The sequence below is a fragment of the Streptomyces sp. NPDC055243 genome (assembly GCF_044544025.1).
Taxonomy (GTDB): domain Bacteria; phylum Actinomycetota; class Actinomycetes; order Streptomycetales; family Streptomycetaceae; genus Streptomyces.
Genome location: NZ_JBITWR010000012.1, coordinates 172,065 through 196,917, shown reverse-complemented (window position 1 = coordinate 196,917; position 24,853 = coordinate 172,065). Strand labels below are relative to the sequence as shown.

General features: G+C 72.0%; 23 protein-coding genes. 2 read left to right on the top strand and 21 right to left on the bottom strand.

Annotated features, from left to right (window positions below; all coding sequences use genetic code 11):
- Genes ACIGXX_RS31210 through ACIGXX_RS31190 form a run of 5 tightly spaced genes read right to left on the bottom strand, consistent with a single transcriptional unit; the run spans position 1 to position 4,628 of the window.
- Positions 1 to 522, bottom strand: a complete 522-nt coding sequence (locus ACIGXX_RS31210; RefSeq protein ID WP_351165026.1) for a cupin domain-containing protein — start codon at positions 520 to 522, stop codon at positions 1 to 3.
- Between the two features lie 11 nt (positions 523 to 533).
- Positions 534 to 1,343: an alpha/beta fold hydrolase gene (locus ACIGXX_RS31205; RefSeq protein ID WP_399980563.1), complete on the bottom strand. Its 810-nt coding sequence runs from the start codon at positions 1,341 to 1,343 to the stop codon at positions 534 to 536.
- Complete coding sequence (locus ACIGXX_RS31200; RefSeq protein WP_351165023.1) at positions 1,340 to 2,137, bottom strand: aspartate dehydrogenase domain-containing protein; 798 nt, start codon at positions 2,135 to 2,137, stop codon at positions 1,340 to 1,342. The genes ACIGXX_RS31205 and ACIGXX_RS31200 overlap by 4 nt, the downstream gene beginning before the upstream one ends.
- Positions 2,134 to 3,117, bottom strand: a complete 984-nt coding sequence (locus ACIGXX_RS31195) for a VOC family protein (protein WP_399980559.1) — start codon at positions 3,115 to 3,117, stop codon at positions 2,134 to 2,136. The genes ACIGXX_RS31200 and ACIGXX_RS31195 overlap by 4 nt, the downstream gene beginning before the upstream one ends.
- A gap of 23 nt (positions 3,118 to 3,140) precedes the next feature.
- Positions 3,141 to 4,628 carry an aldehyde dehydrogenase gene (locus ACIGXX_RS31190; protein ID WP_351165020.1) on the bottom strand — a complete coding sequence of 496 codons (1,488 nt, stop codon included), beginning with the start codon at positions 4,626 to 4,628 and terminating at the stop codon, positions 3,141 to 3,143.
- Between the two features lie 323 nt (positions 4,629 to 4,951).
- Between ACIGXX_RS31190 and ACIGXX_RS31185 the strand changes: the two genes are divergently transcribed.
- A complete protein-coding gene (locus tag ACIGXX_RS31185; protein WP_361463102.1) occupies positions 4,952 to 6,337 on the top strand; it encodes an MFS transporter in 1,386 nt (461 codons plus the stop codon).
- 131 nt (positions 6,338 to 6,468) lie between these two features.
- Here ACIGXX_RS31185 and ACIGXX_RS31180 read toward each other — a convergent pair whose 3' ends face one another.
- The 8 genes from ACIGXX_RS31180 to ACIGXX_RS31145 are packed head-to-tail and all read right to left on the bottom strand — an operon-like array spanning position 6,469 to position 14,767.
- Positions 6,469 to 7,215 (bottom strand): ferredoxin reductase, encoded by a 747-nt coding sequence (locus ACIGXX_RS31180; protein WP_361463409.1) that lies wholly within the window; start codon positions 7,213 to 7,215, stop codon positions 6,469 to 6,471.
- A 4-nt stretch (positions 7,216 to 7,219) separates the two neighbouring features.
- Positions 7,220 to 7,831 (bottom strand): sulfite oxidase-like oxidoreductase, encoded by a 612-nt coding sequence (locus ACIGXX_RS31175; RefSeq protein ID WP_351165155.1) that lies wholly within the window; start codon positions 7,829 to 7,831, stop codon positions 7,220 to 7,222.
- A 2-nt stretch (positions 7,832 to 7,833) separates the two neighbouring features.
- Positions 7,834 to 9,222 carry an amidohydrolase gene (locus ACIGXX_RS31170; RefSeq protein ID WP_399980555.1) on the bottom strand — a complete coding sequence of 463 codons (1,389 nt, stop codon included), beginning with the start codon at positions 9,220 to 9,222 and terminating at the stop codon, positions 7,834 to 7,836.
- Between the two features lie 36 nt (positions 9,223 to 9,258).
- Positions 9,259 to 10,041, bottom strand: a complete 783-nt coding sequence (locus tag ACIGXX_RS31165) for a purine-nucleoside phosphorylase (RefSeq protein WP_351165016.1) — start codon at positions 10,039 to 10,041, stop codon at positions 9,259 to 9,261.
- Positions 10,038 to 10,937, bottom strand: a complete 900-nt coding sequence (locus ACIGXX_RS31160; protein WP_366464616.1) for an ABC transporter permease — start codon at positions 10,935 to 10,937, stop codon at positions 10,038 to 10,040. The genes ACIGXX_RS31165 and ACIGXX_RS31160 overlap by 4 nt, the downstream gene beginning before the upstream one ends.
- Positions 10,934 to 12,025, bottom strand: a complete 1,092-nt coding sequence (locus tag ACIGXX_RS31155) for an ABC transporter permease (RefSeq protein WP_399980550.1) — start codon at positions 12,023 to 12,025, stop codon at positions 10,934 to 10,936. The genes ACIGXX_RS31160 and ACIGXX_RS31155 overlap by 4 nt, the downstream gene beginning before the upstream one ends.
- Entirely contained in the window at positions 12,025 to 13,731 is a 1,707-nt protein-coding gene (locus ACIGXX_RS31150) for an ABC transporter ATP-binding protein (RefSeq protein ID WP_399980547.1), read from the bottom strand. The genes ACIGXX_RS31155 and ACIGXX_RS31150 overlap by 1 nt, the downstream gene beginning before the upstream one ends.
- Positions 13,715 to 14,767, bottom strand: a complete 1,053-nt coding sequence (locus tag ACIGXX_RS31145; RefSeq protein WP_399980544.1) for a BMP family ABC transporter substrate-binding protein — start codon at positions 14,765 to 14,767, stop codon at positions 13,715 to 13,717. Before ACIGXX_RS31145 ends, ACIGXX_RS31150 begins: the two co-directional genes overlap by 17 nt.
- Before the next feature lie 363 nt (positions 14,768 to 15,130).
- Here ACIGXX_RS31145 and mtnA point away from each other — a divergent pair, with 363 nt between their 5' ends.
- A complete protein-coding gene (gene mtnA, locus ACIGXX_RS31140; RefSeq protein ID WP_399980541.1) occupies positions 15,131 to 16,198 on the top strand; it encodes an S-methyl-5-thioribose-1-phosphate isomerase in 1,068 nt (355 codons plus the stop codon).
- 86 nt (positions 16,199 to 16,284) lie between these two features.
- Here mtnA and mtnB read toward each other — a convergent pair whose 3' ends face one another.
- The 8 genes from mtnB to ACIGXX_RS31100 all read right to left on the bottom strand — a co-directional run bounded on the left by mtnB (position 16,285) and on the right by ACIGXX_RS31100 (position 24,646).
- Complete coding sequence (gene mtnB, locus ACIGXX_RS31135; protein ID WP_351165009.1) at positions 16,285 to 16,893, bottom strand: methylthioribulose 1-phosphate dehydratase; 609 nt, start codon at positions 16,891 to 16,893, stop codon at positions 16,285 to 16,287.
- Positions 16,894 to 16,902: 9 nt separating this feature from the next.
- Positions 16,903 to 17,625: an acireductone synthase gene (gene mtnC, locus ACIGXX_RS31130; protein ID WP_351165008.1), complete on the bottom strand. Its 723-nt coding sequence runs from the start codon at positions 17,623 to 17,625 to the stop codon at positions 16,903 to 16,905.
- Entirely contained in the window at positions 17,622 to 18,215 is a 594-nt protein-coding gene (locus ACIGXX_RS31125; protein WP_366464612.1) for a cupin, read from the bottom strand. The genes mtnC and ACIGXX_RS31125 overlap by 4 nt, the downstream gene beginning before the upstream one ends.
- Positions 18,216 to 18,273: 58 nt before the next feature.
- Positions 18,274 to 19,338, bottom strand: a complete 1,065-nt coding sequence (locus ACIGXX_RS31120) for an LLM class flavin-dependent oxidoreductase (RefSeq protein WP_399980535.1) — start codon at positions 19,336 to 19,338, stop codon at positions 18,274 to 18,276.
- Between the two features lie 132 nt (positions 19,339 to 19,470).
- On the bottom strand, positions 19,471 to 21,078 hold the full coding sequence (locus ACIGXX_RS31115; RefSeq protein WP_351165005.1) for a glycerol-3-phosphate dehydrogenase/oxidase: 1,608 nt from the start codon (positions 21,076 to 21,078) through the stop codon (positions 19,471 to 19,473).
- A 4-nt stretch (positions 21,079 to 21,082) separates the two neighbouring features.
- A complete protein-coding gene (gene glpK, locus ACIGXX_RS31110) occupies positions 21,083 to 22,624 on the bottom strand; it encodes a glycerol kinase GlpK (RefSeq protein WP_351165004.1) in 1,542 nt (513 codons plus the stop codon).
- 63 nt (positions 22,625 to 22,687) lie between these two features.
- A complete protein-coding gene (locus ACIGXX_RS31105) occupies positions 22,688 to 23,479 on the bottom strand; it encodes an MIP/aquaporin family protein (RefSeq protein ID WP_351165003.1) in 792 nt (263 codons plus the stop codon).
- Between the two features lie 402 nt (positions 23,480 to 23,881).
- Positions 23,882 to 24,646, bottom strand: coding sequence for an IclR family transcriptional regulator (locus ACIGXX_RS31100; protein ID WP_351165002.1), 765 nt, complete (start codon positions 24,644 to 24,646; stop codon positions 23,882 to 23,884).
- Positions 24,647 to 24,853 lie beyond the last annotated feature (207 nt).

The following is a 24,853-nucleotide window of genomic DNA, read 5'->3' as shown; positions in this document are numbered from 1 at the left end:
TCAGTCACGGGTGACGCCGTGCATCGGCGAGTGCTCCGGGTACGTCGGCACCTGCGGCTTCTGCGTGCCGATGACGACGCAGAACAGCGCGTCGGTGTCGCCCTCGTTCTTCAGCGAGCGCGCCACGCCCGCCGGGACGACGATCATGTCGCGGTAGCCGAGCGTGCGGTACTCGACCTCGTCGGCGCCCCGGTGGATACCCACCTTGACCTGTCCCTCCAGGACGAAGAAGGCCTCCTCGACGTCGTGGTGGGTGTGCTCGGGGCCCTCGGCGCCGGGCGGAAGCAGCATGTTGGAGAAGGTGAAGCCGCCGGAGGGCAGGATGCGGCTGTCGTTCTCGTGGTTGCCGGTCGCGCCGGAGCCGACGTAGCGGATCTGTCCGCGGCGGTACTGCGGGCCCGCCTTCTCCTGGAAGGACAGCGTGCTGAAGTCTGCGACACGGGACTCCTTGGTGGCGATCAGCGAGTCGGTGTACGTGCCGAGGTCGCCGCCGTTGTCGTACTCGGTGGTGGTCAGAGGCATGAGGAAGGCTCCTACTCAGGGATGCGGGCGGTGATGCGGAGGTGGGAGAGGACCCAGGCGTTGAACGCCTCGGGCCGCTCCTGGTTGGCCAGGTGACCGGCGTCCTTGACGATCACGTAGGCGGTCTTGTGCAGGGCCCCGGCGACGGCCTGCGAGGCCTCGACGCCGGTGACCCGGTCCTGGTCGCCGCAGAGGACGAGGGCGGGCGCGCCGATCGAGGGGATCTCGGGGCGCAGATCGGCGCTCGCCATGGACTCGGCGGCGTACGCGTATCCGGGCAGGCGCACGGACGCGGCCATGGTGTCGACGACCCGCCGGACGAGCCGCGGGGGCGCGTCCGGCGAGACGAGCCGGGGCCCGCGCCGCTCGGCGAACGCCCGCGGCCCGAGCTCCGCGAGCTCGGCGGCCCGCTGCCGCATGGCCTCGGCCTTGGCGGGATCGGTGCCCGAACCCGGACTGGAGTCCGCGACGATCAGCGAGTCGACCAGGCCGGGGTGGCGGGCCGCGAGCCGCAGCGCGATCACCCCGCCCCACGACACGCCGAGGACGTGGGCGCTCGCGCCGCGCTCCCGGATGAGGCCGGCCGCCGCGTCCGCGAAGCCGTCCAGGTCCAACGGCCCTTCCGGATCGGCGGACTTGGCGTACCCGGGAGCGTCCCAGGCCACCACCCGCACGTACGCGGACAGCTCGGCGAGCTGCGGGGCGAAGGCGGCGGACGAGGAGCCGATGCCGTGCAGGCAGAGCAGCAGCGGCCCGGCGGTGCCCGCCTCCTCGACGTGGACGGCCTCGACATGGCCGGCCCCGACGCGGACGGCCGTCACAGGATCTGCCCCGTCCGCCCGGCGAGCGCCGCGAGGCTGCGCAGGACTGCGTACGGCACGACCTGGCTGGTCGCCGGGTTGCCCGGGTCCGGCAGGTGCGCGACCTCGAAGCGGTACGAGCCGTGCGCCCCGGACGCCTCGACGACGTGCCGCGTGTGGTGGGCGCCGGGGTCGGCGACGACCTGGACCCGCACGGCGTCCAGGTCGCCGACGGCGAGGGCGACCGAGGCCGCGACGTTCGTCGACTTGGGGAACTTCACGGGGACGTCGCGCGCGGTCCCGGACATCACCACGACCGGCCCGGTGGCCGTCCGTATCCGGGTCAGCAACTCCGCGTCCATCCAGGGCTGTTCGAGCGTGGACGGCAGCTTCGTGGTGGTGAGCCGCACCGCGTCGAGCGGGCCGAGCGACCGCACCGCCTGGAGCAGGTCGAGCCCGCCGACCGCGCCCCCGGTGAAGTAGACCCGGCCGGGGCCGGCGGACAGGAGCCGTTTGGAGAGCTCCTCGTCGGTGAGGGCGCCGGTCGAGGCGATCAGCAGGTCGGTCCCGGAGGCCAGGACGCGCTCGCCCCATTCCCGTACGACCCCTTGGCCCGCCGCCTCCACGATGAGGTCGCAGCGCTCCATGGCCTCGTCGAAGGAGACCTGCGGGGCGGGTGCGCTCTCGCCGAGCGGACGGTTGTCGACCAGGCACGTCAACTCGGCGCCGGTGACGCGCTGTTCGGCGAGTGCGGTGCCGACGACCCGGCCGATCGCACCCCAGCCGACGATGCCGACCTTGCGTACGCGCGTCATGCCTGAACCTCCGGGGTGTCTTGGGCGGACAGCGGGCCGGGGTCGGGCGCCCCCGCCATGTGGCAGCGGATCTCCTTCGACGGCGGACCGGCCGTTCCCCACAGGTCGGACAGCTCGGGCACCCGCCGCCAGACCCGGGCGATCCACGCGTCCTCGACGATCTGCGCGACCTCGGAGGTGTACTCGCAGACGAGTCCGGAGGGGTCGGTGAAGTAGGAGAAGGTGTTGTTCCCGGGGCCGTGCCGTCCGGGACCCCACTGCGGGTCGATGCCGTGGTGCCTGAGCCGGCCCAGGCCCCGCATGAAGTGGTCGACCGAGGTCATCTCGTACGCCACGTGGTTGAGCGAGGCCCACCGGGCCTGATTGAACGCGATGCAGTGGTGGTCGGCGTTGCAGCGCAGGAACGCCATCTGGTGCTCGGACCAGTCGGAGACGCGCAGGCCGAGGACGTCGCGGTAGAAGGCGACGGAGGCGTCGATGTCCGCCGTGTTGAGCACCGCGTGCGTGACGCCGACCGGCACGGCTCCGTCCTGGCCGCGCGGCGCGACCGCGTGGACCTCCGCGCTGATCTCGATCAGGCGGTGCTCGGGGTCGGTGAAGCGCAGGCCGTAGCCGCCGCCCACCTGGTCGAGGGGGCCGGGCCCGGCGACCGGCGTGATGCCGCGCGCCAGGAGCCTGCGGGCGGCCTCGTCGACCTCGGCGGGCGTGCCCACCGCGAAGGAGAGCCTGCCGAGACCGATGCGGTCGGCGCGGGTGAGCTGGAGTGCGTGGTGCTCGGCGCCGGTGCCGCGCAGCCAGGCCGCCGCGCCCCGCTCCAGCTCGACGGTCTCCAGGCCCCAGACCTCCTGGTAGAAGTCGGCGGCCTCGGTGAAGGAGGGCGTGCGCAGTTCGACGGAGCGCAGGGCGCGCAGCCGGGCGATCGGGGGACGGGCGACGGCGGGCGGGGTGATGGTGGGTGGGTCGACGGTGGGTCGGGACATGACCTGCTCCAGAGGTACGGGGTTCAGTTGGCCCAGGGGAGAGGCGCGTCGGCGACGCCCCAGTACAGGGACTTCTGGCGCTGATAGGCGCGGATGCCGTCGCGGCCCTTCTCGCGGCCGAGGCCGCTTTCCTTCATGCCGCCGAAGGGCGTGGCGATGCTGAACTGCTTGTAGGTGTTGATCCAGACCGTGCCCGCGTCGACGCGCCGCGCGATCCGCCAGGCGGCCCGGTGGTCGCGGGTCCAGATGCCGCAGGCCAGGCCGTAGACGCTGGAGTTGGCCTGCCGCACCAGGTCGTCCTCGTCGTCGAAGGGCAGCGCGACCAGGACGGGCCCGAAGATCTCCTCCTGGCAGGTGCGCGAGGAGTTGGGCAGCCCGTCCAGGACGGTGGGCAGGTAGTACGCCCCGTCCCGGTACTCCGCGCCCTCCGGTACGCCCCCGCCGCACAGCACTCGCGCGCCTTCCTCGCGGGCGAGATCGACGTACGCGGCGACGGAGTCCCGGTGCTTGTGGTGGACGAGCGGCGCGACCTGGGTGTCGGGGGCGGTGCCGGGCCCGACACGCAACGTCCGCACCCGTGCGACCAGTTCGCCGACGAATTCCTCGTACAGCTCGCGGGCGACGAAGAGCCGTGACCCCGCGATGCAGGACTGGCCGCTGGAGGAGAAGACGCCGAACATCACGCCGGCCAGGGCCTGCTCGACGTCGGCGTCGGCGAGGACGACCGTCGGCGACTTGCCGCCCAGTTCGAGCGAGACCGGCATCAGCTTCTCGGCGGCGGCGTGCGCGAGCGTACGGCCCGTGCTCGTGCCGCCGGTGAAGGTGACCTTGCCGACGCGCGGATCGCGGACGATCGCGTCGCCCACGAGGCTGCCGCGCCCGGTGAGGACGGACAACAGCCCGGCGGGCAGGCCGTGTTCGGCCAGGGCCCGGGTGATGAGGCGGCCGAGCGCGAGGGAGACCAGCGGGGTCCACTCGGCGGGCTTGAGCAGCACCGCGTTGCCGCCCGCGAGCGCCGGGGCGAGCTTCTGCGCGTCGCTGGCGACGGGGGAGTTCCAGGGGTTGATCGCGCCGACGACGCCGATCGGCTCGTACACGCTCAGCGTCACGTAGTCGCCGCGCGACGGCGTGATCGCCTCCTCGGCGGTCTCCAGGGCGGCGGCCGTGTAGCGGAAGGTGGCCGCCGCGCTGGAGACCAGGGCGCGGGTCTCGGCGAGCGCCTTGCCGGTGTCGGTGGTCTGCAGGGCCGCGAGGTCGTCCGTGGACTCCTCGATCAGCTCGGCGATGCGGTGCAGGAGCAGGGCGCGCCGGTGGGGCAGCAGGTCGCGCCAGCGCGGGTCGGCGGCGGCGTCGGCCGCCCCCCGGGCCGCTTCGGCGACCTCGTCGGGGGAGACCGCGTGGACGGTGGCGATGACGCGGCCCGTCGCCGGGTCGACGGTGTCGGCCGGGGCGCCCGCGCCGCGTCGCCACTCGCCCGCGATGAGCGCTTCGTCGGCTGGGATGCGGGGCATGGGGGCCTCCTGGCGGGACGGGACGTGGTCGAACGGAGCGCTGCCGAGCGGGACTTGAGGGACGGGCCCCGGGCGAACTTCAGACGCTCTTCGGTAAGCGCTAGAAATCTAAGGGCTTAAATATCTGGAGCGCAAGAGCTGTCCGTCGGCAGTCTTCATGGATTTCCCCTGCGGAGACTCTTGACGCGCTCCGGTGCCGGGACGGTACAACTTAAGCGCTTAGAAACTTTGCGCTTACCCGCTTCTTGGCCTGAGTTTCCCCAGACTCCGTGGCCGTCGCGTTCCCCCGCTCATCCCCGCCCCCTCAGCAGCGGAGTTCCCGCATGACGATCGACGCTTCCCCGGACCGAGCGGTCCGGGCCGCCATAGCCGCCCGCTTCGAACGGCTACCCCTGTGCCGCTGGCACGTCACCGTCCGGCTCATCGTGGGCGCGGTCACCTTCTTCGAGGCCTTCGACCAGCTCCTGATCGCCTACGCCCTGCCCGGACTGCGCCAGGAATGGGACCTCAGCACGTCCGCCGCCACGCTGCTGCTCACCGTCGGCTCGATCGGCATGCTGATCGGGGCGCTGCTCTCCGGGCGGCTCGCGGACCGGATCGGCCGCGTGAAGGTCATCGCGCTGTGCATCGCGCTGTCCAGCGTCGCCAACCTGGCCCTGTCCGTTTCCACGTCGCCCGACGCGTTCATGGCCCTGCGGTTCGTCCAGGGGCTCGCGATCGGGGGCGAGGTGCCGGTGGCCGCGACCTTCATCGCCGAGATCACCCGCAGCCACCAGCGGGGCCGCTTCGTCCTCCTCTACGAGCTGGTGTTCCCGGCCGGGCTGACCGTGGGCGCGCTGGTCGCCGCCTGGGTGGTGCCGATCCTGGGCTGGCGCTGGATGTACGCCATCGCGGCGCTGCCGGGCCTGCTCTGCATCCTCGTACAGCGCAAGGTCCCCGAGTCGCCGCGGTGGCTCGCGGACCACGGCAGGGCCGACGAGGCGGCCGCCGTGATGACCGGCATCGAGACGGAGGTCGAACGGATCACGGGCAAACCGCTGCCGCCCGTCGCCGAGGCGCTTCCCGTGGAGGCGCCGGCTCCCGGAGAGGGCGCTTCGGGGCTGCGCGGCTTGTTCAGCGGCCGCTATCGGCGCCGGACGCTGATCATCGGTGTGCTCTGGTTCACCGGCTACTTCGTCAACTACGGGATCACGTCCTGGCTCCCGACGATCTACCAGAACCGCTACGACCTGTCCCTCTCGGACGCGCTCCTCTACTCGACGGTCACGTCCTGTGCGGGTCTGCTCGGCTGCCTGGTCGCCGCGCTGACGGTGGACCGGCTGGGACGGCGGAAGGTCATCACCGGGTGTCTGGGCGGGGCGGCGGTGATGCTGGTGGCGCTCGCGGCGGCCGGCGCGGGTACCCCGGTGCAGGTCCTGGTGTGGACCTCGCTCGCGGCCGTCTTCTTCTTCGGCTCCAACATCTGCCTGTATCTGTACACGCCGGAGCTCTTTCCTACGCGGATGCGGGCGCTCGGGAGCAGTGTGGGCGGGGCGATGAACCGGCTCGGGGTCATTCTCGGGCCGATCGTGGTGGGGGTCGTGTACGCGGGTGGGAACGTGTCGACGGTGTTCGTGATGCTGGGGGCGGTTGCGCTGGTGGGGGCCGTGGTGGCGGCCGTGGGGGCGGAGGAGACCGCGGGGCGGCGGCTGGAGGAGGTTTCGCCGTAGCCCGGGGGAGCTCTAACGGCCCCGCGGGGTCATTGGCCGCCCTCATCACCGGCTCCGCCGAGTTCGTCCAAAAACGCCGGACGGGCTGGATCTCCAGCCCGTCCGGCGTTGGCGACATACAGGGACCCGCCCTACCCGAACCGCTCGATCCGGATCCGGTCGACCGGCTGGCCCCCGGCCACCAGCAGGCGCGACGCATGCTCCGCGAAGCCGTTCGAGCCGCAGATGTACGCCTCCCAGCCCCCGTCGGGCTGCGCGGGGCCAAGGAGCGGGGCCACGTGCTCGGCGCTCAGCCGGCCCTCCGTCCGCGTGAGGACGACCGTGGTCTCGTCGCCGTACTCCTCCGCGTAGATCAGATCCTCGCGCGTACGCGCCGAGACGAGAAGCCGCAGCGGCACCGGACGCCCGGCCCCCCGCCAGTGCCGCAGCATCGACATCAGCGGGACCACGCCGGAGCCCGCCCCGAGCAGCAGCGCGGGACGGTCCCCGGGCCACGCGAAGAACCCGGAGAGCGGCCCCCGCACCTCCACCACGTCGCCCACGCGGGCGACCGTGTGCAGATGACCGGACACCTCGCCGCCCGGCACGTGGTCCAGGGTCAGCTCGATCTCGCCGCCCTCGTCCGGGGCCGACGCGATCGAGTAGTGGCGCTGGGCGACGTACCCGTCCGGGGCCGTGAGCCGCAGCATCAGATGCTGGCCCGGCAGATGTCCCTGCCAGTCGGGCACCCTCAAACGAAAGCTCGACACCGTCCCGGCCGCGTTCTCGCGCCGGACGGCCACCACCTCGGCCCGCTGCCAGAGGGCCGCCGCGCGATTGCTCACCGCGATCCGCCCGGGCACGGCGAACCGCGTCGGCGGCACGAAAGTCCCGTGCACCGTCTCAGTCACCGGAGTAACGCTCCTCACGCCAGGGATTTCCCCGGTGGTGGTAGCCGTTCTGCTCCCAGAAGCCCGGCTCGTCGTGGTCCAGGAGCCGCAGCCCCGCGACCCACTTCACGCTCTTCCAGAAGTAGAGATGGGGGACGATCAGGCGCGCCGGGCCGCCGTGCTCGGGAGGCAGCTCCCCGTCCTCGTACTCCCAGACGATCCACGCCTTGCCGCCCGTCACATCGGCGAGGGGCAGGTTCGTGGTGTAGCCGGTGTGGGAGTACGCGACGACGTGCGTGGCCTCCGTGCGCGGCCCCGCGGCGGCCAGGAACGCGTCCAGGCTCGCCCCGCCGAAGCGCACCCCGAACTTGGACCAGCTGGTCACGCAGTGGATGTCCCCGCGGTACTCGGACGCGGGCAGCGCCCGCGCCTCGTCCCAGGTCCAGGTGCGCGGCGACGCGACGAGCCCGTCCACGCGGAACGTCCAGTCCGCGGCCGTGAGCGTCGGCGTCACCTCGGCGGACAGGACGGGCCAGCCGTCGGCCGCGTCGTACTGCCCGGGAGGCAGTCGCGGGTCGCGGTCGGCGGCGCGGGCGCGGCCGGTGAAGCCGCGGGTGGGTTCGATGGTCATACGGTGTTTGCCACTTCGGAGGTGCTGGTCGTGCTCGTCGGGACAAGCGCCGCGGAGTCGGCCGCGTCCTGGAGGGCGCGCAGCGCGCCCCGCTCGTCCATGGTCACCAGCGTACGGTCCCGCATCAGGACCCGGCCGTCGACGACCGTGTCCCGTACGTCACCGGAGGCTGCCGCGTACGCCAGCATCGACCACGGGTCGTGCCGCGGCGTGAGGTGCGGCCGTGCGAGGTCGAGGACGATCAGGTCCGCGCGCTTGCCCGGTTCGAGGGAGCCCAGCTGGTCGCCGAGGCCCAGGGCCCGCGCGGACTCGATGGTCGCCATCCGGACGGCCTGCTCCGCGCCGACCGCCGTCGGGTCACCGCCCGCCTTGTGCACGAGCGCCGCCAGCTTCACCGCGCCGAGCAGGTCGAGCGTGTTGGAACTCACCGCGCCGTCCGTGCCGAGGCCCACCGTGACCCCCGCGTCGAGCAGGTCGGGGACGCGCGCTATGCCGCAGCCCAGCTTCAGGTTCGACACCGGGCAGTGCGCGACGGCCGTGCCGGTGCGCGCGATGGTCTCGATCTCCGCGTCCGTGAGGTCCACGGCGTGCGCCAGCAGCGTGTCCGGGCCGAGCACGCCGAGCGAGTCGAGCAGCTCCACGGGGCGCATGCCGTGCTGCTCGGTGACCATCGCCACCTCGCCCGCGTTCTCGGCCGCGTGGATGTGCAGCAGCGCGCCGTGCTCGCGGGCCAGCGCGCTGATCGCCGTCAGCTGCTCGGGGCCGAGGGTGTACGCGGAGTGCGCGAAGACCACCGGGCGGGTGCCCGGCGCCGGGGTGCGGGCGGCCAGGTCCGCCGCCGCCCAGCCGAGCCGCTCCGCGTAGGGGCGGCCGTCCGGCGGGCCCGGCACGTCCATGAACGTGGGGCCCGTCAGGAGGCGCCACCCGGCGTCGCGGGCCACGGCCTCGGCCGCCTCGTGGAACCAGTACATGTCGAGCGCGGCGGTGACCCCGCCGCGCACGGACTCCGCGATCGCGCCCTTGATGCCGGCCGTCGCCGTCTCCGGCGAGAGCAGCTCCGCCTCGGCCGGGATCACGCGGGCCAGGAAGCCCTGGAGCGTCACGTCGTCGGCGATGCCGCGGAACAGGGTCATCGCCAGGTGCGTGTGCGTGTTGATGAGGCCCGGCAGGACGAGACAGCCGCGGGCGTCGAGCTCGTCGGCGGCTTCGTGGGCGGCGCGCAGCCGCTCGGCCGGGCCGACGTCGACGATCCGGCCGTCGCGCACGGCGACGGCGCCGTCCTTCACGATCGTGCCGGACGCGTCGACGGTGAGGACGTCGCCGCCGTGGACCAGGAGATCTATGGAGCCGCCCCGGTCCTGGGCCGGCAGGTCAGTGGGGTGCATCGGTTCCGTTCTCCACAAGGTCGTTCGGGTGGCTGCTCAGTGCTCCGTGGCGGCCAGGAGCCGCAGAGCGTCCAAGGCTATCCGGGCGCCCCGGTCGACTCCTTCGGCCACCACGTTCCGGTGCGGGTTGTAGCCACCTGTCGAAAAAGGGGCTGCTTCGTCGACGAGTTCATCGGCGTTGGCGCCGTCCACGACGAGCGCGCCGCCCGCGACGAGGCCGTGCGTGGACGCGAAGACGTACAGCGCCGAGAGCTCCATCTCGATGGCCGCGATCCCGGCGGCCGCGTACGCCTCGCCGGGCAGCGGCAGGAAGCCCGGCTGGAACGCGGCCCGCGTCCACACCACACCCCGGTGGTACGGCGCTTCGGCCGCGCGGGCCGCGCGCTGGAGCGCGATGACCGCCTCCGGAGTCGCGAACGCCGGGTACTCGGCGGGGATCAGCTGCTGGGTCACGCCGTCGTCGCGCACCGCCGCGTCCGCGATGACCAGGTCGCCGTCGCGGATGCCGGGGCGGATCGCGCCCGCCGTGCCGAGCCGCAGGATGGTGGTGACGCCCGCCTCCGCCAGCTCCTGGAAGAGCAGGATCGCGCCGGGGGCGCCGACGCCGTGCGAGGCGACGACGACCTCGGTGCCCTGCCAACTGCCGGTGAAGGTGCGGTACTCGCGGTGGTACGACACCTCCTTCGCGTCGTCCAGGAGATCGGCGACGGCGGTGGCGCGCGCCGGGTCGCCGACGACGACCGCGCGGGTGGGCAGGCCGGTGCGGGGGACGCGGGTGATGGGCAGCGCGTCGGTGGGCGTACGGGCGTCGGTCGTCATGAGGATGCTCCTGCCAGGGGCGTCGACTTGCGGCGGCGCCTGCGCGCCGTGGAAAGGAAGAGGGCGGCCAATGTCACCACATACGGCGCGGCGTCGGTCGCCTGCTGCGGCATGCCGAGCCCCTGGAGGCGGAAACCGACGGCCTCCGCGATGCCGAAGAGCAGTCCGGCGAGCAGGACGCCGAGCGGCAGGGCGCGGCCCAGCATCACGGCCACCACGGCGATCCAGCCACGCCCTGCGGTCATGTTCTCGGAGAACAACGTGACGTTGCCCAGGGCGAGTTGGGCTCCCGCGAGGCCGCACAGGACGCCTGACGTCAGGACGGCCGCGTACTGATACTTGGCGGGGCTGACCCCCAGCGTCGCCGCCGCGTCGGGAGCCTCGCCCACGCCGCGCAGCCGAAGGCCCCACGGGTGGCGGGCCAGGAACACCGCGGCCACGGCGACGGCGGCCCACGAGAGGTACACGAGCGCGGAGTGCCCGGAGAACACCGCCCCGACGAAGGGGATGTCGATGCCGCCGAGTCCGGCCAGCTCCGGGTCGGAGAAGGTGCCCTGCACGCCGAAGACCGTACGCAGCAGGAACCCGGTCAGGCCGACCGCCAGGAGGTTGAGCGCGACGCCGAGCACCACTGCGTCCCCGCGCAGCGAGATCGTCCCGACGGCCAGGATCATCGAGTACGCCGCAGAGGCGAGGGCGGCGAACAGGACACCGAGCCAGGCGCTCCCGGTGAACCAGCTGCCCGCCACGCCGCTGAAGCAGCCGATCAGCATCATGCCTTCGAGGCCGATGTTGAAGACGCCCGCGCGCTCGCAGATCGCGCCGCCGAGTGCGGCGAGGAGGATCGGGGTGAGGGCGAGGAGCGCCGAGTGGAACAGCGCGGAGTCGACGCTCATCGCACGCTCACTTCCTTCACTTCGATCTCGGCGGTGGGCTTCTTCCCGGCCCGTCGCCACGTCAGGTTGAGCCGGGCCGACAGGAAGACGATGACGACGGCCTGGAGGACCTGCGTCAGCTCGCGCGGCGCCTCGGTGGTCCGCTCCATCGCCAGCCCGCCCACTTCGAGCGCCGCGAAGAACAGTGCCGCGAGGGCGGTCCCGAGGGGTGCCGCGGCGGCGAGGAGCGCGGCCGTCAGGCCGGTCCAGGTGTGCCCGGCCGCGGTGAGCGACCCGTCGATGAAGCGATAGGGGAAACTCAGCACCCCGATGGCGCCGACGAGACCCGCCACCGCGCCGGAGAGCGCCATGAGCCGCAGCGTGAGCCGGGGCCTGTCGACCCCCGCGTACGCGGCGAAGCGCGGATTGAGCCCCGTCATGCGGATCTCGTAGCCGGTGGCGGTCCGGGCGTCGGCGAACACGAAGACGGCGACCGCTACGGCCACGAGGAGCAGCCCGACGGTGACGGTCGACGACCCGAAGGCGGGCAGCTCGACCCCCTCGGGCATCCGCCGGGTCTGCGGAAGGCTCGACCCGTCCTCCTTGAGCGGGAAGCGCGCGAGGTAGGAGGCGAAGGACATCGCCGGATACCCGAGCAGCAGACTGCTGACGAGCAGCGGCACCCCGAACCGGTTCTGGCACACCGCGGCGAGTGCGGCGTAGGCGGCACCGGCCGCCATCCCCGCGAGCAGCGCGGCGACGACGGTCAGCGGCGCGGGCAGCGGCGAGTAGAGCCCGGTCACCGCCGCGGCGATCCCGCCGAGCACCAGCTGCCCGTCCCCGCCGAGGTTGAGCAGCCCCGCCCGCATGGGGATCGCGAGCGCCAGGGCGAGCCCGATGATGCCGGTCCCGGTGGTGAGCGTGGACCCGATGCCGTCGGGCCCGAGCGCACCGGTCACCACGGAGCCGTACGCCCCGAGGGGATCGGCCCCGGTGCCGAGGAGGAAGAGCGCCCCGACGAGAACGGCGGCGACGACGGAGTGCAGGGCGGGCGCGCGCAGCACGCGCGCGGCGACGGCCCCGGCGGTGCCGGGGGTGTCGGCGGCCATCAGGGTGCCTCCTTCACGGGGGCGGGATCGTCGCTCTCGCGGGGAGGCGGGACGGTGTCGCCGGAATCGGCCGGGGCTGTCGGAGCCGCTCCCGGAGCCGCCGAAGTCGCGGCGGGGGTCGGGGCGGCGGCCGGCGGTCCGGCGTCGGGCCCGTTCGTGGCGCCCGCTGTGCCGGTTCCGGCAGCCATGGCGTCCTTGGCCGCGGTGGCCGCGCCGCCCGCCATGGCGAGGCCGAGTGCTCGCTCGTCCGCGTCCTCGCGGGCGAACTCCGCGGCCACCCGGCCCTCGTACATCACCAGGACACGGTCCGACAGGCCGCGGATCTCGCTCAGCTCGGCGGAGACCAGGAGGACCGCGTGGCCCGCGTCCCGGTGGGCGATCAGCTGGTCGTGGATGGTCTGGATGGCGCCGATGTCGACACCCCGGGTGGGCTGCTCGACGATCAACAGGGGGGATGCGTGGGCGAGTTCGCGGCCGATCACCAGTTTCTGGAGATTGCCGCCCGACAGCGAGCCCGCCGTGTGACGGGTCGAGGCCGCCTTGATGCCGAAGCGCTCGATCAGGACACGTGCGTGCTCGCGCAGCCAGGACGGACGCAGCAGGCCGTGGCCCCGGTGGTGGCCCATCGCCAGGTTCTCCGCGACCGTCGCGGCCGGCGCCGTGCCGACCGCCACGCGGTCCTCGGGGACGTAGGCGAGCCCCGCCGCGCGGCGATCCGCGGCCGACGCGTCCGTGATGTCCTGCCCGGCGAGCGTGACCCGCCCCGAGGAGAGCGGACGCAACCCCGCGATCGCCTCGACCAGTTCACTCTGACCGTTGCCCGCGACTCCCGCGACGCCCACGATCTCGCCCGCGCGGACCGAGAGCGTGACCCCGCGCACCGCGTCCGTCGACAGGGAATCGACCGAAAGGACCTCGCCGCCCGGCACACCCGCCGGATGCACGCGGTCCAGCTCCACCGCACGCCCCGTCATCGCCGCGGCGATCCCGTCCGCGCTGGTGTCGGCGGTCCGCATGCGCGCCGCGACCCGGCCGTCCCGCAGGACCGTCACCGCGTCGCTGCCCTCCATCACCTCGCGCAGCTTGTGCGTGACGAGGAGGACCGTGCACCCGTCGTCCGCGAGGGAGCGCAGCACACCGAACAGGGCATCGGCCTCCGACGGGGTCAGGACCGCCGTCGGCTCGTCGAGGATCAGCGTACGAGCGCCGCGGTGGAGGAGCTTGAGGATCTCCACGCGCTGGCGCACCCCCACCGGCAGGTCCCCGACCTTCGCCGCCGGGTCCACCGCGAGGCCGTGCTCCTCGGCGAGCGCACCCACCCGCCGCAGCGCCTGAGCCCGGTCCACCAAGCCGAAACGGCGCGGCTCGGCGGCGTACACGACGTTCTCGGCGACCGTGAAGGACGGGAAGAGCTTGAAGCTCTGGTGCACCATGCCAAGGCCCGCCGCGATCGCCTCGCTGGGGCTCGCGAACGCAACCTCGCGACCGTCGAGCAGGATCTGCCCGGCGTCCGGCCGTTGCAGCCCGTAGAGGACGGACATCAGCGTCGACTTGCCCGCGCCGTTCTCGCCCATCAGCGCATGGATCTCACCGCGCGCGACGGTCAGGTCCACCCGGTCGTTGGCGAGGGTGCCGGGGAACTCCTTGGTGATGCCGCGGAGTTCGACGGCGGGGGCGGCGGTGGAGGGCTCAGGCCGCCGGGTCATTGACCTTCAGCTTCCCGGTGACGATCTCGTCCCGCAGCGACTCGACGCGCTTCAGTACGTCCTTGTGGTCGGCGATCAGGCACTTGGAGTCCGCGACGCCCGGCTCGAGGCCGGTCAGCGACATGCCGCCCTCCTTGAGGCCGTACGACACCGTGGTGCCGCCCTTGCCCTTCAGGATCTGCGCGATGCCCTCCTCGACGGCCACATCGGTCTTCTTCAGTACGTTGTCGACGACGACCCCCGGGCTGCCCAGGCACTGGTTCGCGTCGACGCCGTACGCCTCGAAGCCCTTGTCCTTCGCCGCCTGGAAGACACCGGTGTTGCCGCCCGCCGCGGCCGCCATCACCTGGTCGACCCCGCCCGAGCCGAGCGTCGCCGCCTGGTCCTTGGCGCGCGCCGCGTCATTGAACGGGGACTGCCCGCCGACGAAGAGCGTGCGGGCCTTGACCCCCGTCCGCACCTTCTTCGCACCGGCCGCGAACGGCTCGCTGTAGCGGCGGAACTGCGTGTTGTCGAGGACGTCGACGGCGCCCACCTTCTTGCTCTTGGTGAGCAGCCCGGCCTCGGCGCCCGCGAGGTACACCGCCTCGTGCTCGCGGAAGACCGCGCACGTGACGTTCTTGAACGCTTTCTTCGTGCACGCGTCGACCAGCAGGAACTGCTGCTTCGGGTGCGCCTCGGCCTGCTGGGCGGCGATGTCGGCGAACTCGAAGCCGACGAGTGCGATGACGTCGGGCGCGGAGTCCACGGCCGACTGCACGTTCTGCTGCTGCGAGGAGGTGTCGCTGCTCTGGAAGACCTTCGGCTCCCCGGCGCCCTGCGCCTTCGCCGCCGACTTCACCCCGCTGACGGCCAGCTTGAGGAACTCGTTCTGGGCCACCGGGTCGGGCGTGACGAGCGTGAACGCCTTGGCTCCCTCGGCACCGTCCGAACCGCCCTTCTTCGCCGCCGCGTTGCAGCCGGTGGCGAGCAGGGCGGCGCCGACCGCGAGCGAGGACAGCCGAAGGGACGTACGACGGGATATGCGAAGCGGCATGCGCAGGGACATACGGGAGCGCCTTCTCGAAGGAGCCTGGGAGCCCAGGCGGTGGCGGGGAGGGTCGGACGTGCGAAGCGGTGTCGCTCAGCGACAACAGCGACAGCGACAACAGCGACGGCAGCGGCACATTCGCCGGTCGTCGGTCACGGCGGGGCGGCGCACGGAGCCAGCGATCCGCTGGGTCTTCATGGCCGTCCTCCTCGCACCGTGGGTCGATCCGTCCTGGGTGGCGGTGAGAGTAACACCGGATTTCGGACAGCCGCCCGCACGTCTCGAAATATGGTTCGAGCACGTCAGGTACGGTGACGGCACCCCTCCCCGCATGGCCTGAAACGCCCCTATTTTCCCGGAGTTGAGCACATGAGCAGCCAGGACCTGCGCGCTGTCACGTGGACGGCGGCCGCGGAGGGCGCCGCGCCCTCCCTCTCCCTCATCGACCAGACCGCGCTCCCGCACGCGCTGGAGCGCCTCGACGTCACCACCGTCGACCAGCTGATCGACGCGATCGTGCGGCTCGTGGTCCGCGGCGCTCCCGCGATCGGCGCGGCCGGCGGCTACGGCGTCGCGCTCGCCATGGCGCAGGGCGAGCGCGAGGGCTGGGACCGGGCACGCCTGGACGCGGAGATCGCGCGGGTGCGGGCGGCGCGGCCCACCGCCGTGAACCTGATGGTGTGCGTGGACCGGGTCGCGCCGCTCATCGACGCGGGTCTGCCCGCGGTCCTCGCCGAGGCGGACGCGATCGTGCGGGAGGACCTGGAGGCGAACCACGCGATGGGCGCGTTCGGGGCCGACTGGCTCCTGAAGCGCGTGGCCGCGGACCGACCGCTGCGGATTCTCACCCACTGCAACACGGGTGCGCTCGCCACCGCGGGCTGGGGCACGGCGCTGGGCGTCATCCGCGAACTGCACGGCCGCGGACGCCTGGAGACGGTGTACGCCGACGAGACCCGCCCCCTGCTCCAGGGCGCGCGGCTCACCGCGTGGGAGCTGGCCCAGGAGGGAATCCCGCACTTCGTCCAGGCGGACGGCGCGGCGGCGGGCTCGATCCTGCGGGGCGAGGTGGACGCGGCGATCGTCGGCGCGGACCGGATCGCGGCGAACGGCGACACGGCCAACAAGGTCGGCACGGTGGGGATCGCGCTGGCGTGCGCGTACGCGGGAATCCCGTTCGTGGTGGCCGCGCCCACGACGACGGTGGATCTCGCGACGGCGACCGGTGCTGAGATCCACATCGAACTGCGGGGTGAGGACGAGGTGTTGGAGTGGGCGGGAGTCCGCACCGCTCCGGCGAACTCGCGCGGCCACAACCCGGCCTTCGACGTGACGCCGGGTTCGCTGGTGACGGGGTTGGTGACGGAGCGGGGCGTGCTGGAGGTCGCTGCGGGGGAGTTGCCGGAGGGCTGGACCTCCAGCCCGTCCGGCGTTTGAGGACGAACTCGGCGAAGCCGGTGATGACGGCAACCAAGGCCCCCGCGCCGAGCGGGTTTGTGGGAAGGGGCGGGGTTGGGGAAAAACTAGCCCCGCGTCAGCTCCAGCTCCAGCAGCCACTCCACGACCTCCGTGCGATGCCGCGCCTCCCGAGGGTTCGCCCCCCAGACATAGAGCCCGTGCCCGGCGACGACCACCGCCGGCATCCCCGGCGAGAGCGCAGCCTCCAGCCGATCCCCCAGCACCGCCATGTCCTGGCTGTTCTCGATCACCGGCAGCGTCACGGCGACCTCGTGCGTCCCGTGCCCGAGCCCCTTCAGCATCTCCAGGTCCGAGAACGCCACACCCCCCGGCTTCCGATGCCCCATGGCCACCGAAGCGACGGTGTGCACATGTACCACGGCCCCGGCCCCGGTCAGCGCGGCCACCCGCGCGTGCAGCGCCGCCTCCGCCGAGGGGCGCCCCGCGCCCAGCGCGGCGCCGGACGCGTCCGTCAACACCACGTCCGAGGACGTGAGTTCACCCTTGTCGCGCCCGCTCGCCGTCACCGCCAGCTGAAGCGGCGTACGCGAGAGGACCACGGACAGGTTCCCGGACGTACCCCGCATCCATCCGAACGAGGCGAAGCGCGCGGCCTCGGCCGCGAGGACGGCGCCCGCCTCCTCCAGGTCGAGGGCGGCAGTGGTCTCACTCATCGCATGCTCCTAGTTCCTGACAAGGCTGATCTCGTCGAAGGCCGCAGCCTCCGGATGCCCGCCGACCCCGGCGGCGAAGTAGGGCTCCCCGGCCCGCCGTACCCCCACGGTCAGCCACCCGGCGTCCCGCGCCGCGTCCAGCTCCCCGAGCCGGTCGGAGAGGAAGAGCGTGCGCCCGGCGGGGACGCCGATCGCGGCCGAAATGCTCCGGTAGGAGTCCGGCTCCTGCTTGGGGCCCGCGTTCTCGGTGTCGTAGAAGCCACGCACGAGCTCCAGCAGGGAACCCTCGGGCGAGTACGTGAACCAGGCCCGCTGCGCCGCGACGGACCCGGACGAGTACACGTACAACCGCGTCCCGTCCGCCGCCCAGCCCCGCAGCACGTCGATCACCTCGGGGTAGAAGTGCGAGACCAGCTCGCCCCGCGCGAAGCCCTCCGCCCAGAGAATCCCCTGGAGCGTCTTCAGAGGCGTCGCCTTGCGATCGGCGTCGACCCATGCGCCCAGGATCTTCTCGACCTGGACGGCGTCCGCGTCCGGCTCGCCCGCGAGCTCCCGCACCTGTGCGACCGCCCGCGCCACCTCCGGCTCATCGCCCCGCGAGGCGAGCAGCGCACCGAAGCGCTCGCGTGCGTAGGGGTACAGCACATCCACCACGAACCCCGTGGCGCTCGTGGTGCCCTCGATGTCGAGCACCACCGCGTCCACGGAGTTCGCGTCGAACCCGACGCTCACGCCACGTTCCCCGTGTATCCCGCGTGGATCGCGTCGAAGTCCGGGAAGCGGTCGGCGATCGGGCTGCCCGTGAACGTGCCGATCCAGCCGTCCTCCTCGTGGAAGAAGCGGATCGCCGTGAACGCGGGGGAGGTGCCCATGTCGAACCAGTGCGTCGTGCCGCGCGGCACCCCGAGCAGGTCGCCCTTCTCGCAGTAGACCGCGTGCACTTCGCCGGCCACGTGCAGATAGAAGATCCCCGAGCCGGCGACGAAGAACCGCACCTCGTCATCGTCGTCGTGCGTGTGCTCGGCGAGGAACTTCTGCCGGGCCGCCTTGGCCTTCTCGGGCCACTCGGGGTCGTCGCTGGGGTGCAGCGCGACCACGTCGACCGTCTGGAAGCCCTCTTCGGCGTTGAGCTGGGCGATCTCCGTGCGGTACGCGGCGAAGACGGTGTCGCTGTCGGCGTCGGCGGGCACGTCCTCGCGCACCGGCCACTGCTCGTAGCGCACGCCGACGGGCGCGAGCGCGGCGGCGATCTCCGCGGGGTCCGTGGTGCGGCGTACGACGGTCTCGGGGCCGGACTCCGGCCAGGTCGTCAGGAGGGTCATCGATCACTCCAGGGCAGGTCAGGGATGTCTTCGGATCGTAGCCCGCGGCCCGGACCCGTCACACGGTGTCCCACAGCGTGGACGGCGCCGCCTCGCGCACCACCGGCGCGACCTCCTCGGCGAACCGCTGGAGCGTCTCGATCTGTTCGCCCCGCTCCAGGCCGAAGCCGTCCACGGTGATGGACTGCAGGTCGTGCCCGTACACCTCGTGGTAGCCCAGGATCTTGTCGATGATCTGCTGCGGGGAGCCGATGAACTGCGGCCCGTCGGCGATCGCGTCCTCGATGGTGCGGAAGGGGGTGTTGTAGCCCGCCTTCCCCTCCAGATGCGGCCTGAAGGTCTGGCGCACCTTCGCCTCGTACAGCTCGCGGTAGCGCGAGACCGCCTGCTCCGCGGAGTCCGCGATGAGGAGGCCGCCCGAGCCGGCCGCCACCCGGGCGTCCGCCGGATCGTGCCCGTACTCCTCGAACCGCTCGCGGTAGTGCGCGATCAGCCTGGCGTACGCGGCACGCGGCTGGATGGCGTTGGCGGTGAAGAGCGGGTCACCGTGCTTGGCCGCCAGATCGGGGGAGTTGAGGGAGGTCGCCGAGCCGTGCCAGATGCGCGGCGGGCCCGCGTACGGGCGCGGCACCGTCGTCACGTCCTTCAGGGCGGGCCTGAACTCGCCCTCCCAGTCGACGTTCTCCTCGCTCCACAGACGGCGGAGCAGCTCGTACTTCTCCTTCTGCAGATCCCACTGCCGCTCCTCGTCGAGCCCGAAGAGGTCGAAGTGCCCGGCCTCCGCACCCTTGCCGATCACCAACTCGATCCGGCCGCGCGAGATCTGATCGAGCGTCGCGTAGTCCTCGGCGACCCGCACCGGGTCGAGGATCGCCACGACGGTGACGCCGGTGAGCAGTTTGATGCGCGTGGTGCGTGCGGCGAGCGCGCCGAGCACGACCGTCGGGCTGGACGACAGGAAGGCGCCCGCGTGCCGCTCGCCCACGGCGTACGCGTCGTAGCCGAGCCGCTCGGCGGCCACGCCGACCTCGATGACGTCGGCCAACCGGTCGGCGGACGTGGCGAGTTGGCCGGTCAGGGGGTGCGGCGCATGGCCGATGATCGACAGGACCTGGAACTTCATGGTCCCACTCTCCCGGTGCCGTATTGCACGCGTATGTACGCGGCATGGCGGCGCACCGGGACGCGCCGCCCCGCGAACGCCGAAGGGCGGCTCCCCGCGGGGAGCCGCCCTTCAGCACGTGACCAGGTGCGACTACTTGCCGTCGAGCACGTCCTGGACCTTGGCGCGGACGTCGTCCGTGGCCAGGCCGCGGATCGTCAGCGTCGTACGGCGGCGAAGGACGTCGTCCGCCGTCTCGGCCCACTCGTGGTCGCGGGCGTAGACGACCTGCGCCCAGATCTCCGGGGCGTCCGGCGAGACGCGCTCGGCCAGCGCCGGGTTCTCGTTCGCAAGGCGGGCGATGTCGAAGGAGAGCGAGCCGTAGTGCGTCGCCAGGTGCTTGGCGGTGTCGGCGGCCATGCGCGGGCCGGGCGCCGGACCGTCGACGAGCAGCCGGTGGGCGACCGCGCGCGGGTTGGCGATGCCGGGCAGCGGCAGCCGCTTCTGGAGCTGCGAGATCGGCTCGTAGTCGTCGCCCAGCGGGTGGCCCGGCAGCGACTCCAGCTTCTTCATCACCGTACGGCCGATGTGGCGGAAGGTCGTCCACTTGCCGCCCGCGACGGAGAGCATGCCGCGCGCGCCCTCGGTGACGACCGTCTCGCGCTTGGCCTTGGAGGTGTCGCCGGGACCGCCGGGCAGCACGCGCAGGCCCGCGAAGGAGTACGTGATCAGATCGCGGGACAGCTGCTGGTCGCGGATGGAGAACGCGGCCTCGTCCAGGATCTGCGCGGTGTCGGCCTCGGTGACCTTGACGTCCGCCGGGTCGCCCTCGAACTCCTCGTCGGTCGTGCCGAGCAGGAGCATGTCCTCCCAGGGCAGGGCGAACGTGATGCGGTACTTGTCGATCGGCGTGGCCAGCGCGGCCTTCCAGGGGGCGGTGCGCTTGAGGACCAGGTGCGCGCCCTTGGAGAGGCGGATGGAGGGGGCCGCGTCGGGGTTCTCCATCTTGCGCAGGTGGTCGACCCACGGTCCGGTCGCGTTCAGCACCAGGCGGGCGTCGACGCCGAACTCGGTGCCGTCCATGCGGTCCTTGAGCTCCGCGCCCGTGACCCGGCCCTTGGTGAAGCGCAGGCCCGTGACCTCGGCGTGGTTGAGGACGGCGGCGCCGGCCTCGACCGCCGCGCGGACCGTCATCAGGGCCATGCGCGAGTCGTTCATCTGGTCGTCGCCGTACACGGCGACGGCCTTGAGGTTGTCCGTGCGCAGCTCCGGCACGTCCTGCGCGGCCTTCGAGGGGCTGAGCAGGTGGCCGACGCCGTCGCCGAAGGCGGAGAGCGCCGAGTAGGCGAAGACGCCCGCGCCCAGCTTGGCGGCGCCGTGCGGGCCGCCCTTGTAGACGGGCAGGTAGAAGGTGAGCGGGTTCGCCAGGTGGGGGGCCACCTGGCGCGACACCGCGCGACGCTCGAAGTGGTTCTCCGCGACCAGCTTCACCGCGCCGGTCTGCAGGTAGCGCAGACCGCCGTGGAGAAGCTTGGAGGAGGCGGAGGAGGTGGCGCCGGCGAAGTCACCGGCGTCCACCAGAGCCACCCGCAGTCCCGACTGCGCGGCATGCCAGGCGGTGGAGATGCCCAGGATTCCGCCGCCGATCACCAGGAGGTCGTACGTCGCCTTGGAAAGCTGCTCCCGGGTCTCGGCGCGGCTCGGGTTGGAACCGGCAGCCGGATGCGTCCCGAGGGCAGGGACGCTCTGCAGGGTGGTCATGTCTTTACTCCTCGTCCTCGATCCAGCCCATGGTCCGCTCGACGGCCTTGAGCCAGCTCTTGTACTCACGGGCGCGGGTGTCCGCGTCCATGCGGGGGGTCCACTCCGCCGCCCGGCGCCAGTTGGCGCGCAGTTCGTCGGTGCCGGACCAGAAGCCGACGGCGAGGCCGGCGGCGTAGGCGGCGCCGAGGCAGGTCGTCTCGGCCACCATCGGGCGCACCACCGGCGCGTCGAGGAAGTTCGAGAGCGTCTGCATCAGCAGGTTGTTGGAGGTCATGCCGCCGTCGACCTTGAGGGCCGTGAGCTCGACGCCGGAGTCCTTCGTCATGGCGTCGGTGATCTCACGGGTCTGCCAGGCCGTGGCCTCCAGGACGGCGCGCGCGATGTGCGCCTTGGTGACGTACCGGGTGAGACCGGCGATCACACCGCGGGCGTCGGAACGCCAGTACGGGGCGAAGAGGCCGGAGAAGGCCGGTACGAAGTAGGCACCGCCGTTGTCCTCGACCGACGACGCGAGCGTCTCGATCTCGGCGGCGGAGTTGATCAGGCCCATCTGGTCGCGCATCCACTGCACCAGCGAACCGGTGACGGCGATGGAGCCCTCGAGGGCGTAGACCGGCTTCTGGTCGCCGATCTGGTAGCCGACGGTGGTCAGCAGGCCCGAGTAGGAGTTGATGGCCGACTCACCGGTGTTCATCAGCATGAAGGTGCCGGTGCCGTACGTCGACTTGGCCTCGCCCTTGGCGAAACAGGTCTGCCCGAAGAGGGCGGCCTGCTGGTCGCCGAGCGCGGAGGCGACGGGGATGCCGCCCAGGATGTCGCCGAGCTTGCCGCCGGTGACCTCGCCGTAGACCTCGGCGGAGGAGCGGATCTCGGGGAGCATCGACATCGGGACGCCGATGGACTCGGCGATCTTCTCGTCCCACTTCATGGTGTGCAGGTTCATCAGCATGGTGCGGGAGGCGTTGGTGACGTCGGTGACGTGCCGGCCGCCGTTCACACCGCCCGTCAGGTTCCAGATGACCCAGGAGTCCATGGTGCCGAAGAGGATGTCGCCCGCCTCGGCGCGCTCGCGCAGGCCCTCGACGTTGTCGAGCAGCCAGCGGGCCTTGGGACCGGCGAAGTAGCTGGCGAGCGGCAGGCCCGTCTCACGGCGGAAGCGGTCCTGGCCGACGTTGCGGCCGAGCTCCTTGCACAGGGCGTCGGTGCGGGTGTCCTGCCAGACGATGGCGTTGTGCACCGGCTCGCCGGTGTTCTTGTCCCAGAGCAGCGTGGTCTCACGCTGGTTGGTGATGCCGATCGCCTTGATGTCCTCGTGGGTGATGCCGGCCTTGGAGATGGCGCTGGCGACGACCTCCTGGACGTTCGTCCAGATCTCGCTCGCGTCGTGCTCGACCCAGCCCGGCTTCGGGAAGATCTGCTCGTGCTCCTTCTGGTCGACCGAGACGATCCGGCCGTCCTTGTCGAAGACGATGCAGCGGCTCGAGGTGGTGCCCTGGTCGATGGCCGCGATGAAGGGGCCGGCGGTGTGTGCGTCCGTGGTCACGGTGTGCTCCTGATTTCTTGCTCGGCGGTCTGTCTCGGGCGGTCGTCGGTATCTGTCGCGGTCCTACTTGAACGCGATGTTGTAGATACCGCCCGCGATGGCGCCGCCGATCAGCGGGCCGACGATCGGCACCCATGCGTAGGTCCAGTCCGAGCCGCCCTTGTTGGGCAGCGGGAGCAGGGAGTGCACGATGCGCGGACCCAGGTCACGGACCGGGTTGATCGCGTAGCCCGTGGGGCCACCGAGCGAGAGACCGATGCCGACGACGACGAGCGCGGTGATCAGCGCACCGAGGACGCCGATGCCGTTGCCGTTGTCGTTCAGGCCCTGGGTGAGGATGGCGAGAACCAGCACGACGGTCGCGATGACCTCGGTCAGCACGTTCTGCGCGTAGTTCCGGATCTCGGGACCGGTCGAGAAGATGCCGAGCACCGGACCGGCCTTGGGCGCGGCCTTCTGGTCGACGAGGCCCTCGTCGGCCGGCTGCGCCGCGAGGATCGACGGGTCGGTGAGGTGCGCCTTGAACTGGCCCATGTACGTGAGCCAGACCAGGATCGCGCCGATGATCGCGCCGAGCAGCTGCGAACCGAGGTAGAGCGGAACGTCGCTCCACTTGGTGCCGCCCTCGATGGCGAGCCCGACGGTGACCGCCGGGTTGAGGTGGGCGCCTGACACGCCACCCGCCAGGTAGGCGCCGGTCAGCACCGCGAAGCCCCACCCGAAGGTGATCGCGAGCCAGCCTGCGTCCTTGGCCTTCGAGGCCTTGAGCGTGACGGCGGCGCACACGCCGCCGCCGAGCAGGATGAGTATGGCGGTACCGATGGTCTCGCCGATGAAGATGTCGGAGCTGGACACCCGCGACTCCTTTGTCCTTCGTCCAGGGGAAGGCGAACCCCGGGTCCCACCGGTGGTTCGCGACCTCAGGTGAGGTCGTTGCCGGCCCTTGGCCTTGTCACACTCTAGCGCGTAATGCCGGTAGGTGTTCGACAATGCCGACCGATGGACGCGAGTCTCACCCCGGGGTTACTTGCCCGTCAAGAGCTCTGTTATTGAAAACACGATCGTTATTGATCGTTCCGGGTTATCGATAGCGGCAGGAGTCGCCACGGGGTGAAACACGTGCATCGATGGTCGCGCAGAAGAGTGCCCCCTGCATGTTGAGCAGGGGGCATGTGGCGTAGACGGTGGAGGGCGGCGGAGGTGCGGCGGAGGGCAGGAGGGGCGGGCAGGAGGGGGCAGGAGGGGGGCGGCGCAGGGCTAGAAGCGCCCGGCGCCCAGGTCCCGCGACACGGCGCGGGCGCAGTCCCGTACGGCCGCGATCAGATCGGGCCGCAGCTCCCCGTCCTTCTGCACCCGTTCCACCGCGCCGGTGATGCCGACCGCACCGACCGGCATGCGGCGCCGGTCGTGGATGGGGGCGGCCACGGAGGCGATGCCCTCCCAGGTCTCCTCGACGTCGGCGGCGTACCCACGGGCGCGGGTCACGCCGAGGATGTCCTCGAAGGCTTCGGGGTCCACGACGGTGCGCGTGGTGAAGGTCTGCCAGTCGGCCTCGGCGGCCTCGCTGTGCGCCACGGGGTCGTAGGCGGCGAGCACCTTGCCCAGGGCCGTGGAGTGCAGCGGCTGCATCGCCCCGACCTCCAGGACCTGGCGGCTGTCGTCGGGCCGGAAGACGTGGTGCACGATCAGGACGCCCTGCTGGTGCAGCACGCCGAGGTAGACGCTCTCGCCGCTGGAGCGGGCCAGGTCGTCGGTCCACACCAGGGCGCGGGCCCGCAGCTCGTGCACGTCCAGGTAGCTGTTGCCCAGGCGCAGCAGTTCGGCGCCCAGCTGATAGCGGCCCGACGCGGAGTCCTGCTCGACGAATCCCTCCGCCTGCAGGGTGCGCAGAATGCCGTGGGCCGTGCCCTTGGCGAGGCCAAGGGCGGACGCGATCTCCGAGAGGCCCAGCCGTCGCTCTCCGCCCGCGAGCAGCCGCAGCATCGCGGCCGCCCGCTCGAGCGACTGGATGTTCCGTGCCATCGCAGCCCCTTCCTCCGTCCCCTCTGACTCCAACGTTCGACAATGCTGAACACTATCGGTCGTTGTCGACCTCCCGCGACAGAGCGGCAGGCGGTGTTTCTCGCCGTTTCTCGTCGTTGCTCGCCGTTTCCCGCCGTTTCTCGCCGTCTCTCCATCGCGCCCCGCACCACACGCCCTCACAGGGACCGCCGACAGGGCCGGGCGTCC